General features: G+C 30.7%; 11 protein-coding genes and 1 pseudogene. 8 read left to right on the forward strand and 4 right to left on the reverse strand.

What is annotated here, in order from left to right; translation table 11 throughout:
* Positions 1 to 227: 227 nt before the first annotated feature.
* Positions 228 to 374, reverse strand: a pseudogene (locus DK405_RS10265) (transposase); the annotation flags it as partial.
* A 1,007-nt stretch (positions 375 to 1,381) separates the two neighbouring features.
* Between DK405_RS10265 and DK405_RS10270 the strand changes: the two are divergent.
* Positions 1,382 to 3,613, forward strand: coding sequence for an ATP-dependent DNA helicase (locus tag DK405_RS10270; RefSeq protein WP_052691664.1), 2,232 nt, complete (start codon positions 1,382 to 1,384; stop codon positions 3,611 to 3,613).
* A 491-nt stretch (positions 3,614 to 4,104) separates the two neighbouring features.
* Here the strand turns inward: DK405_RS10270 and secA are convergent, their stop codons facing one another.
* Entirely contained in the window at positions 4,105 to 6,744 is a 2,640-nt protein-coding gene (gene secA / locus DK405_RS10275; protein ID WP_045912392.1) for a preprotein translocase subunit SecA, read from the reverse strand.
* A 248-nt stretch (positions 6,745 to 6,992) separates the two neighbouring features.
* Here secA and DK405_RS10280 point away from each other — a divergent pair, with 248 nt between their 5' ends.
* Entirely contained in the window at positions 6,993 to 8,024 is a 1,032-nt protein-coding gene (locus tag DK405_RS10280) for a peptidylprolyl isomerase (protein ID WP_045912389.1), read from the forward strand.
* An 88-nt stretch (positions 8,025 to 8,112) separates the two neighbouring features.
* Here DK405_RS10280 and DK405_RS10285 read toward each other — a convergent pair whose 3' ends face one another.
* Positions 8,113 to 9,453, reverse strand: a complete 1,341-nt coding sequence (locus tag DK405_RS10285; RefSeq protein WP_045912388.1) for a bifunctional folylpolyglutamate synthase/dihydrofolate synthase — start codon at positions 9,451 to 9,453, stop codon at positions 8,113 to 8,115.
* A gap of 250 nt (positions 9,454 to 9,703) precedes the next feature.
* On the opposite strand from DK405_RS10285, the gene thrS reads away from it, so the two are divergent.
* The 6 genes from thrS (at position 9,704) to DK405_RS10315 (ending at position 15,945) form a co-directional block, all read left to right on the forward strand.
* A complete protein-coding gene (gene thrS, locus DK405_RS10290; RefSeq protein WP_045912387.1) occupies positions 9,704 to 11,650 on the forward strand; it encodes a threonine--tRNA ligase in 1,947 nt (648 codons plus the stop codon).
* A 52-nt stretch (positions 11,651 to 11,702) separates the two neighbouring features.
* A complete protein-coding gene (infC, locus tag DK405_RS10295; protein WP_012461548.1) occupies positions 11,703 to 12,206 on the forward strand; it encodes a translation initiation factor IF-3 in 504 nt (167 codons plus the stop codon).
* A gap of 166 nt (positions 12,207 to 12,372) precedes the next feature.
* A complete protein-coding gene (gene dut / locus DK405_RS10300; protein WP_045912386.1) occupies positions 12,373 to 12,819 on the forward strand; it encodes a dUTP diphosphatase in 447 nt (148 codons plus the stop codon).
* Positions 12,820 to 12,913: 94 nt separating this feature from the next.
* Positions 12,914 to 13,459, forward strand: coding sequence for an ATP synthase F1 subunit delta (gene atpH, locus DK405_RS10305; RefSeq protein WP_045912385.1), 546 nt, complete (start codon positions 12,914 to 12,916; stop codon positions 13,457 to 13,459).
* Between the two features lie 42 nt (positions 13,460 to 13,501).
* A complete protein-coding gene (atpA, locus tag DK405_RS10310) occupies positions 13,502 to 15,040 on the forward strand; it encodes a F0F1 ATP synthase subunit alpha (protein ID WP_045912384.1) in 1,539 nt (512 codons plus the stop codon).
* A gap of 14 nt (positions 15,041 to 15,054) precedes the next feature.
* Entirely contained in the window at positions 15,055 to 15,945 is an 891-nt protein-coding gene (locus tag DK405_RS10315; protein WP_045912383.1) for a F0F1 ATP synthase subunit gamma, read from the forward strand.
* 10 nt (positions 15,946 to 15,955) lie between these two features.
* On the opposite strand, the gene DK405_RS10320 is transcribed toward DK405_RS10315, so the two are convergent.
* The gene (locus DK405_RS10320) at positions 15,956 to 16,588 is read right to left on the reverse strand and encodes a hypothetical protein (RefSeq protein WP_045912382.1); all 633 of its coding nucleotides are present in this window, start codon (positions 16,586 to 16,588) and stop codon (positions 15,956 to 15,958) included.
* Position 16,589: the final 1 nt, after the last annotated feature.

Here is a 16,589-nt window from a genome sequence, read left to right on the forward strand (position 1 = left end):
TTTATCAATTGCAACTATAACATAATTTTAGAAGCTGTTAACAAATAGCTAACTTAATATAGCTAAACCTTTATAAAATAGTTATGTTATATACTTTTTGAAAAGTGTATCTACGTTACAGTGATATTTCGCGCTTCTTGATTTAGCTTGAAACAATTTTTTCTTAATAAGATTAAATTAGGATAATAAGTTGGTAGATATAGCAATAACGTAGGAAATAGGTACAATCAGATAAACTTCATTAAGTGTTCTACAGACATGCTAATATCTTTGAATTGAGGAGTAACTTTTCTTATTTCGTTCTTAATCTTAAACCAATAATGTTCTATAGGATTTAAATCTGGACTATATGTAGGTAAGAATAGAATGCCGCACTAGCATGTCTGTAAATGCAAATTTAGAATAAGAAACAGTTAGAAAGAGATAATATACAAGTGTTACAATGGTCAATGTTAAGGTTATTAAGTATAGTATTATGAACTAATACTTGTAGAAATATGAGCAATAAATAAACAGTTATTAATTGAAATTATATTTAAATATATTGCATAATTATAATTGTACATTATTTCTTGTAGACCTTTTACATTATGCTTTTCATGCTTTCCTTTATCCTAATCTGGTGTTATAATTGTTTTATATTAGTTTGGCTACATTCTGTATACCGTGAAACTTGTATTTTTAAAGAAGGCTGCATATTCCTTCTTGCTGCTTTTTCAGCTTTATCACTATAAGATTTTATCTGGAGTATCTGCTTCTGTATCTATGATATTTTCAATACGAAGATTTATTTTGTTTAACAAATTTTAACTTTATCTTGCTCATATTTCCTATTCAGATTAGTACTTAAAAATATTTCTGTTAAAAAAAGTAACATTTGTTAGCTGATTAGTTACAAAAAAAGCAATATAAACTAGCCAAATAAAAAAAAACATGCTAACTTAAAAAAATATATGTTATATTTTTTCTCATAAGCAAGGTAATATATTCTATGCAGTACTAATACCAACTTATACAAATTAAAAGTTCAAAAAACGCACAGGCGTTAATGAATGAAGTTGAAAGGACAGAAAAAAGCAATAGCAAGTTATTGAAGGATATCGTAATAGCTTTGCAGGACGATAAGGAGCTAAATTTAAAGAATATAATAAAAATTATCAATAGTTAAGGTGATGATGGAATGGGTGGAAAATTGTCTTATAGTCCAGATAGAGCTTTATAAGTCTTATAGATGAGAGAAAGTTTGTATGTACATATGTTAGTTACTACTAGAGAATTTGATGAGAATGGCGAAGGATTAGTTGATAAATCAGTAAATTTAAACACTCAAGGAGAGATGTAGCTAGCAAAATTTTTGTTGTTCCAAAATTGGAGATGGTTCATGAAAAAGCTTAAAGAAGTAATTAATTCATATTTTGCTAAGTTAAGCTTATTAAATAGAGTTGATCAGATAAGTAGAGTACAGCAAGCTCAGATTAGGCCACCTATAATTAGAGGTTTAATTAATGAAATAGTAGATAATGAAGTACGTAGAGAGTATTATTTAAAAATTGTTAAAGATGCTGATGTAATAACGGATTCTATAACACATTATCAATCTATTTTTACCAAGCAGCGTGTTGAAAAAGAAGTCAAAGATATACCAAACAAAATAGAAAGAGCAATGTTAGTTCAACAAGTGCTTAGTTCAAGTAGAGTACTAGAATTATATCATGATGATGGTAAGATTAGCAAATATTTTACAACAGTTGAGGTTAGAAATGAGGAAGCAAGAATAATCAGAATGGCTAATAAAATCAATGATCAAGTTTATTACAAAGATATTTACAACCTTAAAAATGATATAGAAAGCCTGACCAATGTCAGTGAAGAGCAAAAACAAGCTCTAAAACATATTCTGCTGAGTACTAGTGGAGTTAGAGTGCTAAGAGGAAGAGCTGGTACAGGTAAGTCTCATGTTTTAGCAGCAGTATACAAGCTTGCTATAAATTGTGGTCAGAATATCATTGGACTTGCTCCTACTCATAAGGCAGTGTCAGAGCTGAAGAGTAAAGGTTACAAGGAGTGCAATACAATAAAAGGATTTTTATATAATCAAAGAAATACAGTTACTAAAGACATCTTAATAGTAGTAGATAAAGCAGGAATGGTAGGTACTAGAGAGTATGCAGAGCTATTTAAGGTAGTTAGAAACAATAATTGTCAACTAATACTTGTTGGAGATGAAAGGCAGCTAGCTTCAGTAGAAAGAGGGGGAATGTTTGAGATACTAGCTAATACCTATGATTCACATGTTTTAACAGATGTTAGAAAGCAAAGTGAAAATTGGAGCAGGGAAGTAGCTGAAAAGTTTGCTGAAGGTAATATTTTAAGCGGCATAACATTACTGAAACAAAACAACTGTATAGAGTTTGCTAATACATTGCAGGACTCAATGAATAAGTTAATATATGACTGGAGTCATGGCAAGTGTAAGCTACAAGAAAAATTAATAATTACAGTACGCAACAAGGACGTTGATAAACTTAATTTGAATATCAGAAGCTTGTTAAAAGCTAATAGTACATTAAAAGGTCATGAATATAGCCGTTCAATTGCTAAAAAACAAGAGTCTTATATGACTGGAGATAGAATTGTATTTCAAACAAGCGATAAAGACTTACAAATTGAAAACAGTGAATTTGCAACTCTAGTATCAGTTAATAAAAATAAGTTTGTAGCTAAGACAGATACAGGAAAAGATGTTAGCTTTGATCCAAGTAAAATCAATTTTAAACATGGTTATGCAAGTACTGTTTATAAGGCGCACGGAGCTTCCATAAAAGATGTATATATTCTTCATAATGGTGTAAGTAACATAAGTAGCTCATATACAGCTATGACAAGGCATGTAGAGAAATTACGTTTATATTGCAATAGGCAAGCTACTGAAAGTTTTAACAGTTTAATATATCAGATCAGCAACCCAAATGATAAATCAGCGAGCATAACCTTGAAAACTGCTGAAGATTTGAAACAAGAGCAGAAACAGAAAAAAACGAATTGTTTTAGTAAAATCTGTAATTGGGTTAAGTCTATAGTAACTGATATCAATGATAGATCTCATGTTAATGAAGAATATTACCAATTTACTCCTAAACCAGAGCAATCAGCTAAAGTAGAAAGAGTACAGCAAGAGAATAGCATAAAACTACAGTCTGACAAAGATATTGCTACTCCATCATTTACGCAAATAAAAGAACAAAGATGGTACGATTACGATGTAACGATTCTATCAGAAGAAGCAGCAATATTAAGTCTGCAGAAGGTAGGCATCGATAGTAGAATGGTATATGTCTCAACTGTAAGTGATTTGAAGTACTATCAACCATTTCAAGGAGAAAAGATTCTTATAGCTGCAAATAATGATAAACAAAATAAAGAATATGTAAGCACTATAAATGAGGTAGCGCAGATATTAGAAAGAAAAGGAGCAATCACTAGTATTGTAATGCCTTTAGAAGATAAAAATTTTAACGAAATGCTGAAAAATAAAGGTATGATAGCTGTTAAGGAGCTTGTGATACCTGAAGTCATTAAATTAGTAAAAGTAGAATATCAAAACATACACTAAACAGTGTAGTAGATGCAAAATGGAGGGGCATTTACGCTACTAGTAGTTAGACTAAACAAGAACTACAAGCAGCTTTTGATCAAAATGCTGAACAATTAAAAACTAAAACTGATAATATCATTGATAATATAGCTAAGCCACTATAAAACAGTTATAATAGTTTAGCTATTACTATGGTCTAGATATGCTTTTCAAGAAATATGCAATATAACCGTTTTATAGTAGCTTAGCTATAGTTTTTAAATGTAGACTTTTATGACAATTTGGATTGTTCATCCTAATTACAGAATTATTATAGTCATTTGCAATGAGGTTTGAGCATAGAAAGAAGCGATAATTGATTCATAAGATTTAGCATAAATAATGAAAGGTCTATTTAATAAATTCTTATCGTATATGTCTAATAAATATTTTTATTTATCTTTTTTTTGAATAATCATTCTTTTTTACTTCTTGTATTCTGGCATATGACTTATTAGATCAAACTTTTATTACTTTAATGCGCCATGGCAATGTTTGAACTTTTTTCCTGAATTGCATGGGCATAATTGATTACGAGATATTTTCCCAAAATATTTATGGGCCATAGAATTTTCAGTAATAATTTTGCCTTTAAGGTTATTATCTGAGGTCTCTAATAAAGAACTAGTACTTTTTGGCGAAGAAGCTAAATCAATATGTAACCGAGCTACTCTTTGAATAAAAAGGTATTTTAAGTGCAATAGCATTTGTTTAAACAAATCAAATGCCTCTCTTTTATATTCGTTAAGAGGATCTTTTTGTCCATATGCTCTTAAAGATATTCCTTGTTTTAAGTGGTCTAATGTGTATAAATGTTCCTTCCAGGTCTGATCTAAAGTTTTAATGAAAATATGTTTAATAGCCTCATTAGCTGATTTAGCTGAATAATCCTGTTCTTGTTGTTTGTATATATCAAGAGCAGTCTTAGTAAGATACTCTATTACTTCTGATGAAGTAGATGTATCTTCAATATGACCTGGTTGAAGCTTAACATTAAATATATGATGGTATTCTTTAAGTAGTCCATGAATATTCCAATCTTCTTTGTAAGATTTTGGTGGAATAAATTTATGTACAGTTTCTACAATTAGTTCTTCAGTTAAATTATGTAGTATTTCATTAACATTATCAGAGCTGATTGCTTCATTTCGTTGTTCGTATATCACTTTTCTCTGATCGTTCATCACATTGTCATATTTTAATAAATTTTTTCTAATTTCGTAATTCTGGGCTTCGATTTTTTGTTGAGCAGTTGCTAAAGATCTATTAATTAAAGGGTGATGAATAGCCTCTCCATCTTTTAATCCTATTGTACGTAAAATGCTTGTTACTCTATCAGAAGCAAAAATTCGCATTAAATCATCTTCTAGAGATAGAAAAAATTTTGTTTGTCCTGGATCGCCTTGGCGTCCACATCTTCCTCGTAACTGATTATCTATTCTTCTACTTTCATGTCTCTCAGTTCCGATCACAAAAAGCCCTCCAGCATTAATGACTTGCTCTTTTTCTTGTTCTATCTGCATCTTAGTTATTTTTAACTTTTCTTGATATTCTTCTTCCGTTAAATTAGACTGATCTACTAGCATTTCAGCATTTCCGCCTAACATTATATCTGTACCACGGCCTGCCATGTTTGTTGCGATGGTGATTGCTTTTATTCTACCTGCTTGAGCAATAATTGAAGCTTCTTTATCGTGATGTTTAGCGTTCAGAACATTATGAGGAATCTTTTTGCTATGTAAAAGCTTAGATAATTCTTCAGATTTTTCAATGCTAACAGTTCCAACAAGTACTGGTTGCCCTTTAGAATAGCATTCTTGAATTAGTTGAATTATAGCACTATATTTGTCTTTCTTAGTGCTATATATTTCATCATCGTAATCTATTCTCTGTACTGGATTATGAGTAGGGACAGTGACGACATCTAAATCATATATTTCTTTTAACTCTGTGGCTTCTGTCATAGCAGTACCAGTCATACCAGATAGTTTTGTATACATTCTAAAGTAGTTTTGAAAGGTAATTGAAGCTAATGTCTGATTCTCATTTTGAATTTCAACTTTTTCTTTAGCTTCTAATGCTTGGTGCAGTCCCTCAGAATATCTTCTACTGTCCATTGTTCTGCCAGTAAATTCATCAATGATAATAACCTTTCCATTCTTAACTAGATAATCAACATTACGGCGAAAAAGTGTATGTGCTTTTAGAGATTGGTTAATATAATGAATTAGGTGCATATTTTCAAAATCGTACAAGCTATTGCTATTAGGAGCTAGTATGTTGATTTCAGCAAGCATTGTTTCTAATTTATTAATTCCTGAATCTGTGAGAGTGACATTACGTAGTTTTTCATCCATTTCATAGTCATCTTTATTAAGTTTTGTTATTAGTTTGTTAATTATTGGATATAATGATGTATTGTCACTTACAGGGCCAGAAATAATTAGAGGAGTTCTAGCTTCATCAATTAAAATTGAGTCTATTTCATCAATAATTGCATAGTTACAACCTCTCTGAACTTTTGATTGATTAGTAAATTGCATATTATCTCGTAAAAAGTCAAATCCTAGCTCATTATTAGTTATGTAGGTAATATCACTATTATAAGCAATTTTTCTTGCGTGCTCATTGGTATTGCTAGTAATACATCCTACTGTTATATCTAAGAACCTGTGAATTGTTCCCATCCAATCACTATCTCTTTGAGCTAAATAGTCATTTACTGTAACAACGTGAACTCCCTTACCAATAAGAGCATTTAAATATGATGGTAGTGTTGCTACTAATGTTTTTCCTTCGCCTGTGCTCATTTCTATAACTTTACCTTGATGCAACAATATTCCTCCAATTAGTTGTTCGTCATAATGTTGTATTCCTATAGTTCTTTTTGCTGCTTCCCTTACTACTGCAAAAGCCTCATATTGTATATTGTCGATAGGCTCATTGTTAGCTAGGCGAGCTTTAAATTCATTAGTTTTGTTTCTTAGCTCGATGTTACTAAGTTTAGCTAAGCTGCTTTCGGCGCTATGGACTTGTTGAATTTTTGATTTAAGATTTGCGATAATTCTATCGCTAGGCGTTTTAAATATACTTTTTATAAATTTTAACATCATTCTTAAATATGTCGATTTAGGATTATTTTACTTTTTAATTATAAGCGATAGAATCGAAAGTAAAGAGTTAGTTGTTATTGGTAGATTATATTAAATCATTGTGCTTATTATTAGATATACATACAACAAAATATGTACTTTTAAAAGTATTCATAATATGATTGCTGTAAATTTAGTTGACTAATATTGCTTTAATCTTTAAAAAAGATATTAATAAAATTTACATTATATAAAGTAAAATAATTATGATTAAAAATCTGGTTACGAAAATTTCAATTGCTACTACATTGCTGTTTGCTATTTCATGTCAAGCTCAAAATAATGATCAAAGTAAGATTTCAGTCGTTAATGGCAACAACAAAATGAACGCATTAAATGGTCATGAGAATAATGTTGTAAAAAATAAGGTTGTTGTAATTTATAACAATAAAGAAGCTACTGCATCGGATGTAGCAGCATATATTAATCAGGATATAAAAAGCTTCTATTCATATTCTTTGCAGCAACAGCAAGATTTAATTGAAGCTTATGTTACTGATAAGTTACTTGAGGAGCAAGTTAAAAAGTTAAATGTTGAAAATGATTTAACTTTTCAAGAAGCATTAAAAGTACTAAAACGTAGTTTGGCAGTACAGGTGCTATTAAAGAACAATGTACCAGCTTTAAAAGAGGATGAGTATCCTTTTTATCAAAAACAGTTTGCTAGTGAAAAAGTTAAGATTAGCCATATTTTACTAAATAGCCAAGAAAAAGCAAAAGAAGTAAAAGATAAGTTAAGCAAAGGTGAATCTTTTGAAAAGCTTGCTAAAGAGGAATCATTGGATAAAGAAACAAAAGAAAATGGTGGTTTAGTTGAACACTGGTTTTTTCAAGGAGATTTACCAGATCATATTTTTGCAATGCAAGAAGGTGGAGTATCTGAGCCTATGCAGTTATCTAAAACAGCATGGCAACTTATAAAATTAAATAGCAAAGTTCCGCATATACCAAGTAAAGAAGAAATTAACGAGTATACGTTTAACATTAGAGTTAAAAAATATGCAAGGGATTTGTATGATGCCGCTAATGTTAAGATAATGACTGATGCTTTAAATGCGCCAGAAGAAAGTAAAAAAAACAAACCAATAGATAGTACTGATAATAAGCAAGTAGTGAGTTTAGATGCAAAAAATGACACTGATTTAGGAAAAGTTGCTAGCACAACTGAACATACTGATATGAAGAAGAAAGGTGATATTAAAAAGCTTCAAGCAAAATCGAACCTGAAGAAGAAGTAAATAGAGCTTTATAAACACTTGTTGCAACTTTGTTTGTATTTAGAGGTTATTTTATATAGAGTATTTATTTTATACTAAATAATCTATATTAGCCTCTAATTAGATTATAAAAATCAGCCATTAAAAATAGTGAGCCAGTAATGATTATGTTACCATTTTGTTGTACAAAAGCTTGATTTGATTTAATAGCTGCAATTATAGCATCTGTTAATGATTCAGTAGGAATAGATATGATCCCAGAACTGTTAGCATATGCTGCTAGCTTTTCAGCATCATAGCTAGCAGGTTCAGATATTACACTCACTGTAAAAATTTGAGTAACAATATCTGTAAAATATGATAAAAAAGGTTTAACTTCTCTGTTGCTTGTCATCCCTAGAATTAAATATATTGGTGGTGTTAGATTTTCTCTAATAAAATTAGATAATGACTGAGCTCCGCCAGTATTATGGGCACCATCGAGCCAAATTTGTGGTATATTATGTGGTACATCAATGTTTCTTTTGCATAAATGCTTCATAATTATGTTAAAAATTTTATCATATTGTAATAGATCAATTTTTTCTAACCTTGCTGGCCAAACAGTATTACTTATACCTTTTTGAATATCATTAGCACTAAAATTAAAATGCTTAGTTATAGCTTTGCATGTTGCGATAGCAGTAGCAGCATTAATAACTTGGTGGTTACCTGGTAAAGATGGCAGAGAAAATTGATAAGTAAAATTATGAGATAAAAATTTGAAACTATCATTTTGTTTTTGAATACCAAAATCATATTCATATACTATAGGGATAGCTTTTACTTGTATAGCATAATCTATTAGAAGATCATATACTTGTTGCGCTTGGCAACTAATAATGCATGGAGCATTAGCTTTAATAATGTCTGCTTTTTCAGTGGCAATAGTAGTTAGGGTAGGGCCCAAGTATTCCATGTGATCATATGAAATTGGGGTAATTATTGTTGCAATAGGATTATCTATTACGTTAGTTGCATCTAGTCTTCCACCCATTCCAGTTTCCAATAGTAAAATATCAGCTTTATTTTCTGCAAATGCTAGAAATGCTGCAGCAGTAGTGCCTTCAAAAAAAGTGGGTGTTATATTTACTTTAGCTGCTGTAGTTCTAGTTTTTTCAATAATGTTAAATAGATATCTATCATCAATATACTCAGATGCAATTGTAATCCTTTCATTAAAATTCAGTAAATGTGGAGAAGTATAACTATGTACTTTATAACCACTAGTCTCAAATATTGCTTTTAAATAAGCTATAGTAGATCCTTTTCCATTAGTTCCAGCAACATGAATGACTGGCGGTACTTTTAGATGTGGATTTTGTAAAGCTGATAGTAATAATTTAATTCTAGTGAGGTCATATTTTATATGATTGCGCCAAGGAATTGGCCAATGCGGCATTTTTACCATGTTAATATTATATTCTTAATAAAAGTAATTTTGAAGAATTTTAGTATTGTAGATTGTATTATACAAATCTTATCAATTTTGATTGTTAGTAAATAGTTTCTTTGACTAGTTGATTTTTTGACTTATAATACCTAAACAAGTGTTTTTATAAGTTATATAACATTTTGAACAAGTAATTATTAACAACTTCCAATATAAAGCATTCTGCCTTCAAAAACAATTAAAAAATTCTAGAGATATTTAGGTATATATGATTGACATTATTCTTCCTGATGGATCAGTTAAACAATATAAGGTAGGAGTTACTGGCCAAGAAATCATACAGTCATTGTCGATTTCTTTATTCAAAAAAACTATTGCTGTTGAAGTAAATAATGAGTTAATGGATCTTTATATACCTATTATTAATACTGCAACAGTAAAAGCTATTACTATAGATAGTGTGCAAGGAATTGAAATTCTTCGTCATGATACTGCTCACATTCTAGCTCAGGCAGTTAAAAAATTGTTTCCAGATACTCAAGTGGTTATTGGGCCTGTGATTAAAGATGGATTTTACTATGATTTTGCTCGCGATAAGCCTTTTACTAGCAAGGATTTAGAAATTATCGAACAAGAAATGCAAGATATTATCACCAAAAATGATTTAATTAAACGAGAAGTATGGTTACGTGCTAAAGCAATAGAGTTTTTTAAGCAGCAAAAAGAGTTTTATAAGGTCAAGCTTATTGAAGAAATTCCTGAATCTGAAGAAATAAGTATATACAGACAAGGAAACTTTGTAGATTTGTGTCGTGGGCCTCATTCACCAAGTACGGGTTACTGCGCGAAGTATTTTAAGCTAACTAAAGTATCAGGAGCATATTGGCGTGGTAATAGTAAAAATGAGTCTTTACAACGAATTTATGGTACAGCCTGGGGAAAGAAATCAGACCTTGAATCTTACTTGCATAGACTATCTGAAGCTCAAAAGCGAGATCATAGAAAGCTTGGCCGTGAACTTGAATTATTTCATTTTCAGGATGAAGCGCAAGGTATGCCATTTTGGCATAGTAAAGGGTGGACTATTTTTAAAATTATTAAAGACTATATTAGTTGTCAAATTCAACGAGCTGGCTATATTGAAGTTAATACTCCTATGGTGCTGAATCAAAAACTATGGGAAAAGTCTGGGCACTGGGAAAAATTTAGAGAAAATATGTTTACTTTAGATACCAACGCTGCTGAGCAAGATCATAATTTAATTAAAGATAGTATAGAAACAAAATGCGCTCTTGCATTAAAGCCAATGAATTGTCCTGGGCACATACAGATTTTTAATTATACGATAAAAAGCTATCGAGATTTACCACTGCGTATGGCTGAGTTTGGATCTTGTCATCGTTATGAACCTTCAGGAGCATTATATGGGTTGATGAGAGTGAGAAGCTTTGTGCAAGATGATGCGCATATTTTTTGTACAGAAGATCAAATTACCGATGAAACAATAAAATTTTGCCATCTATTAAAACAAGTATACCAAGATTTTGGATTTCCAGAAGTAAAGATTAAGTTTTCAGACAGACCTGAAAAACGGGCTGGTACAGATAAAATATGGGATAAAGCTGAGCAAGCTTTAATTCATGCAATTCAAACATTAGGTGAGGAATATACTATTAATCGAGGCGAAGGAGCTTTCTATGGCCCTAAGCTTGAGTTTATATTAACAGATGCAATTGGACGTGAATGGCAATGTGGTACTTTACAGGTAGATTTCGTTTTACCAGAGCGACTTAATGCTAGCTATATTAGTTCTGAAGGAAGTAAAAAGCGTCCAGTAATATTGCATCGAGCAATATTAGGGTCATTTGAAAGATTTATTGGCATATTAATAGAGCACTACTCTGGTAAGTTGCCAATATGGTTAGCTCCAATACAAGTCGCAGTAGTATCAATTACAGACGAAGCGGTCAACTATGCAAAACAGCTACATCAAGAATTAATTGATAACAATATTAGATCTACACTTGACATTTCTAATCAGAAAATTAATTATAAAATACGTAATTTTTTTACAGCTAAGGTTCCTTTAATTGCTATTCTTGGTAAAAAAGAATCAGAGTCCGGGAAAATTGCTATAAGAACACTAGGAAGTCAAGAACAACAGGTTATAAGTAGTAGTGAATTAATTGCTCATATAAGAAAAAACAAAAAATAAGATTAACTAATTGAGGAGAAGTTTTATTTCCACAAATAAAAGTAGCGGCTATTTGAAGGTAAATGGCGAAATTAAGGCTAAGCAAGTTAGGCTAATTGATGAAAGTGGCAATATGATTGGTATAACATCATTGTCAGAAGCTATTAGTAAAGCAGAGATGGCAGGATTAGATTTAGTTGAGTTTTCACAATCAGATTTGCCATTATGTAAAATCTTAGACTATAGTAAGTACAAATACGAAATTAAAAAAAAGGCTCAGCAAGCAAAAAAGAAGCAAACGAAAGTTACTGTAAAAGAAATTAAGTTGCGTCCTAACATTGCTGATGGGGATCTTGCGATTAAGATAAAAAGTATCAAGCAATTTTTAAGCAAAAATAATAAGGTTAACATAAGTGTAATATTTAAGGGCAGAGAAATAGTACATGCTGAATTTGGGAGACAAATACTTGATAATATTATTGATGTATGCCAAGTAGAAGGAAAAATTGACTCTCCACCAAAAATGCAGGGGCAGGTTATTACAATGACTATGTCACCTAATATTATTAAAACCTAGGATTTGATTTAATTAAAAAAAGCGATTGATTCAATCATCTGATTTGCTATTTATATCTAATGTTTTTGCTCTCTATAGTTTGACATATTTTTTATATTGAACTCGTGCTAATTAAGCTTTGATAAAGTTTATTGACTAAAAGATAAGGTAGTGGTATAAAGGAGTAATGAAAGTAAAAATTAAGCAAATTTATCAATTTGAGGGAACATCATCTCTGCCTGCGTATTCTACTAATGGCAGTGCTGGTATGGACTTGTATGCTGCGATAGCTAGTCCTATGATAATTAAGCCTCATGAAACTGCTCTTGTACCTGCTGGTATTGCTATTTCCTTGCCTTATGGATATGAGGCGCAAATACGTTCCAGGTCAGGGCTTGCTAGTAAGTTTGGTGTAATAGTTTTAAACTCTCCAGGTACTATTGATTCAGATTATCGTGGAGAATTGAAAATTATTATGATCAATTTAGGGCAAAAAGATTTTCAACTGACTCCAGCTATGCGTATTGCTCAAATGGTAATAGCTAAATATGAGGTTGTTAGTTGGGAATTAGTAGATGATTTAGATGAAACAGAAAGAGGTGAAAATGGGTTTGGTTCTAGTGGCTTAAAGTAATAAATATTGCTGTTGTATAGCTAATTTGCTTAAAGTTTTTTCAATGGCAATATTAATTTATTAGAGGTTAGTAGTTTATCTAGGTGATTATAAAATGCATAAACTAAATAATGTTGCTGTACTTTATGCAAAAATTTTATTTAAACAGGCAATAAAGCTTAATATTGTTAGTAAAGTAAAGCAAGACTTAAAAGCATTAAAACAATTCTGTAAATTTTTAGCGAAACAAAATATGTCATTGCAGTTTATTGCTTTGATGAAAAATAAAATAAACTTGATGGACTACCTATCAAGTACATATGGACTGAATCATTTAACTTATAATTTTCTAAAGCTTCTCCAAAAAAATAATAGGCTTACTTATTTATCACATATAATTATAGCATTTGATGCACAAGTTAGGAATTATCAAGGTGTCACTTTGGGATATCTTGTTACTACTATTAAATGGTCAAAGGCCGCGATCAAGGATATTAAGGCTATATTTGAACGCAAGCTTAATAGAAAGTTAATTATATCTAATATAGTAGATAAATCTATTGTAGGTGGAATAATATTGAGATATGACGATTACGAGTATGATCTTTCTATGCTAGGAGCTATCAATAGGTTTAAATCTCGTATTAAGTTAAATTATTAGATTAGTACAAAAAAAGTTATTTTAATAAAGAATAGGTATTAAATGCAACTAAAAGCCTCAGAGGTTTACGAAGCGTTAAAAAAACAGTTAGAAGATTTTGATGAATTATCAGAATTATCTGAAGTAGGATATGTAATATCTATTGGTGATGGAATAGCTAAAGTTTATGGTCTTAGTAATGCTTACTCAGGGGAGATTTTACAGTTTTCTACAGGAACCAAAGGTATAGTTTTTAGTTTAAAGGATAATTTGATAGAAGCAGTAGTTATTGGTAGTGATGATCAGATTAAGCAAGGAAGTCAAGTAAAACGCACTCAAACATCTTTAAAAGTACCTACTGGAAAAGAGTTACTAGGAAGAGTAGTTGATGCTGTTGGTAATCCTATAGATGGTAAAGGAGAATTTATTAATCCTACATATTTAGATGTTGAAGTCAAAGCTCCAAGTGTTATGTGTAGAGATAGTGTTAATGAGCCTATGTATACTGGTATTAAAGCTATTGATGCTTTAATACCTATTGGTAAAGGACAAAGGGAATTAATTATTGGAGATAGGCAGACAGGCAAAACTGCTATAGCTATCGATATCATTCTTAACCAAAAAAGATTTCATCTTTCAGATCAGGAAAGAGAAAAGGTTTATTGTATATATGTAGCAATTGGGCAAAAACGTTCAACTGTTGCTCAGTTAGTTAAAAAATTACAAGAAACAGGTGCAATGGCTTACACTACAGTTGTATTATCTAGTGCATCCGATGCTGCTTCATTACAATATTTAGCTCCTTATACTGGTTGTGCTATTGGAGAATATTTTAGGGATAACGGTATGCATGCTTTAGTTATTTATGATGATTTAAGTAAGCATGCTATAGCTTATCGACAAATATCGTTGTTATTAAGAAGGCCTCCAGCTCGGGAAGCTTACCCTGGTGATGTATTTTATCTTCATTCAAGACTGTTAGAAAGAGCAGCAAAATTGAATAAAGCTAAGGGGGAGGGGTCATTGACTGCATTACCTATTGTTGAAACCCAAAATAGTGATGTGTCTGCTTATATTCCTACTAATATTATTTCTATTACTGATGGACAAATTTTCTTAGAGAGTGAATTATTTTATAAAGGTACAAAACCAGCATTAAATGTTGGTATCTCTGTTAGCAGAGTTGGAGCTGCAGCTCAAATTAAGGCTATGAAGGATATAGCTGGTACTGTTAAGCTAGAACTTGCGCAATATCATGAAATGGAAGCTTTTTCTCAGTTTGGTGCAGATCTTGATTCTAGTAGTATGCAATTAATAAATAGGGGACGAAGGTTAAGTGAATTACTAAAGCAGTCGCAATATTGTCCATTTCCTGTCGAAGAACAAATTATTGTATTGTTTGCAGGAATCAATGGCTATTTGGATAAGGTAGCAGTAAGTAAAGTGAAAGAATTTGAGAGTAATATGTTGGAATATTTTAGAATACACAATCCAGATATTATGAATGAAATTATCAGCACAAAAAAAATTACTGAAATTATTAGTAGCAAATTACACCAAATTTTGCAAGAATTTGTAAAATCTATTGAACAGTATAGTTAGGAGCAAAAGCTTGCATGACAGTTCTTAAGCAATTGAGGGATAGAATTAAAGCTGTTCGATCTACTCAAAAAGTTACTAAAGCAATGCAGTTAATTGCTAGCTCGAGATTTAGAAAGCTTGGAAGTATTATGCTTGAAGCCGAAAATTATCTACAGATAATTACAGAAATGTTAGCTGGTGGATTAAGTGGTGGTGATTATAGCAGTCTAGGCGCTAGGGAACAGCTTATGCTTGGCATTGCTAAACAAGATTCTCAAGTCGAGAATAAAACAGCAATAATTTTGTTAATAGTACTATCTTCTGAGCAAGGATTATGCGGCAGTTTTAATAGCAATATATTAAAAGAGTTAAGGCATGATGTTCACAATATACAGCTTCAAGGATATGATTTTAGACTGATTATATTTGGAAAAAGAGCTTATGATAATTTACTACCTGACTTTGGTAGTAAAATTATTAGTTGTAATAGTTTGCACCATGTTGAAATTTCTACTGTAGTAAATTTTCAACAAGAAATTCGAAAATTTACTGTTGATAATGCTAATATTATAATGTGTAAAGTATACTATAATAAATTTATTAATACAGTAAATCAAAAGCTAGATATACTTACTCTATTTCCGATTAAAGATTTGAATTTTAAAAAAGCTAAATTTTCTTATGAATTAGAGGGACGAAACATTATTAGCCAGATAATAGACTGGTACCTAATAGCAAAGTTATTTCACATTATTACTTTACACAAAGCTAGTGAAGAAAGATCTCGTATAGTTGCTATGGAGGCTGCAACAACTAATGCAGATGATGTTATTGCAAAATTAACTATACAACTTAATCGATCAAGACAAGCTGCTGTTACTAAAGAATTGATAGAAGTTATATCTAGCGCTGAAGCTATAACTTAGCATATTCTATTTAAGGTTTGGATTGTATATCAAATTTTTTTACCTGCGATAGGTTGAGTTTCATTTTTACAAATATATGTAATTTATCAGTACATATATCATGTACATTGTTTAAGCACATTGGAGTATGGTAAAGTGCTTGCAATTTTTCTATTGTTGTATATTGAGGAGTAAGATTATAAATATCTGTAATTAATGGCATCAAATCAGAAAATTCTGGAATGTAGAAGCTTAAGAAAACATCTCTGTTTTCGATAGATATTTTTCTATTATAATAATTATTTGGTTGCAATTGATATGGTGATGAAACACTAACATTAAAATTATATAATTTCCATTTTTTACTAATATTAGTATAATGCTCAATTAACTTATTTCTATCATAAGGTTGTGATAGCTTTTGCTGAAGTATTGGCTTTATTTTTTTTTGTAAAGCTGAATTATTTAGTAATTCTATAGCTGAATTATATTTGTTTTGTAAAATTTCCAGATGCTTCTTATTTTTCTGAATTTTTGTATTTAGTATTTCAAAATGGGCGTATAAATATGAACCATAAATATGGCATAATAATATTATTATGCCATATAGCACTATCTTGAAACATATTAGGTTTTTGAGATAAAGAATGCGTTGGTTTATCATA

This window comes from Orientia tsutsugamushi, assembly GCF_900327275.1.
Classification (GTDB): domain Bacteria; phylum Pseudomonadota; class Alphaproteobacteria; order Rickettsiales; family Rickettsiaceae; genus Orientia; species Orientia tsutsugamushi.

Excerpts from the sequence above, each read along its gene's own strand:
- DK405_RS10270 (WP_052691664.1), top strand. The coding sequence starts at position 1,382 with ATGAAAAAGCTTAAAGAAGTAATTAATTCATATTTTGCTAAGTTAAGC.
- secA (WP_045912392.1), bottom strand. The coding sequence starts at position 6,744 with ATGTTAAAATTTATAAAAAGTATATTTAAAACGCCTAGCGATAGAATT.
- DK405_RS10280 (WP_045912389.1), top strand. The coding sequence starts at position 6,993 with ATGATTAAAAATCTGGTTACGAAAATTTCAATTGCTACTACATTGCTG.
- DK405_RS10285 (WP_045912388.1), bottom strand. The coding sequence starts at position 9,453 with ATGGTAAAAATGCCGCATTGGCCAATTCCTTGGCGCAATCATATAAAA.
- thrS (WP_045912387.1), top strand. The coding sequence starts at position 9,704 with ATGATTGACATTATTCTTCCTGATGGATCAGTTAAACAATATAAGGTA.
- dut (WP_045912386.1), top strand. The coding sequence starts at position 12,373 with ATGAAAGTAAAAATTAAGCAAATTTATCAATTTGAGGGAACATCATCT.
- atpH (WP_045912385.1), top strand. The coding sequence starts at position 12,914 with ATGCATAAACTAAATAATGTTGCTGTACTTTATGCAAAAATTTTATTT.
- atpA (WP_045912384.1), top strand. The coding sequence starts at position 13,502 with ATGCAACTAAAAGCCTCAGAGGTTTACGAAGCGTTAAAAAAACAGTTA.
- DK405_RS10315 (WP_045912383.1), top strand. The coding sequence starts at position 15,055 with ATGACAGTTCTTAAGCAATTGAGGGATAGAATTAAAGCTGTTCGATCT.
- DK405_RS10320 (WP_045912382.1), bottom strand. The coding sequence starts at position 16,588 with ATGATAAACCAACGCATTCTTTATCTCAAAAACCTAATATGTTTCAAG.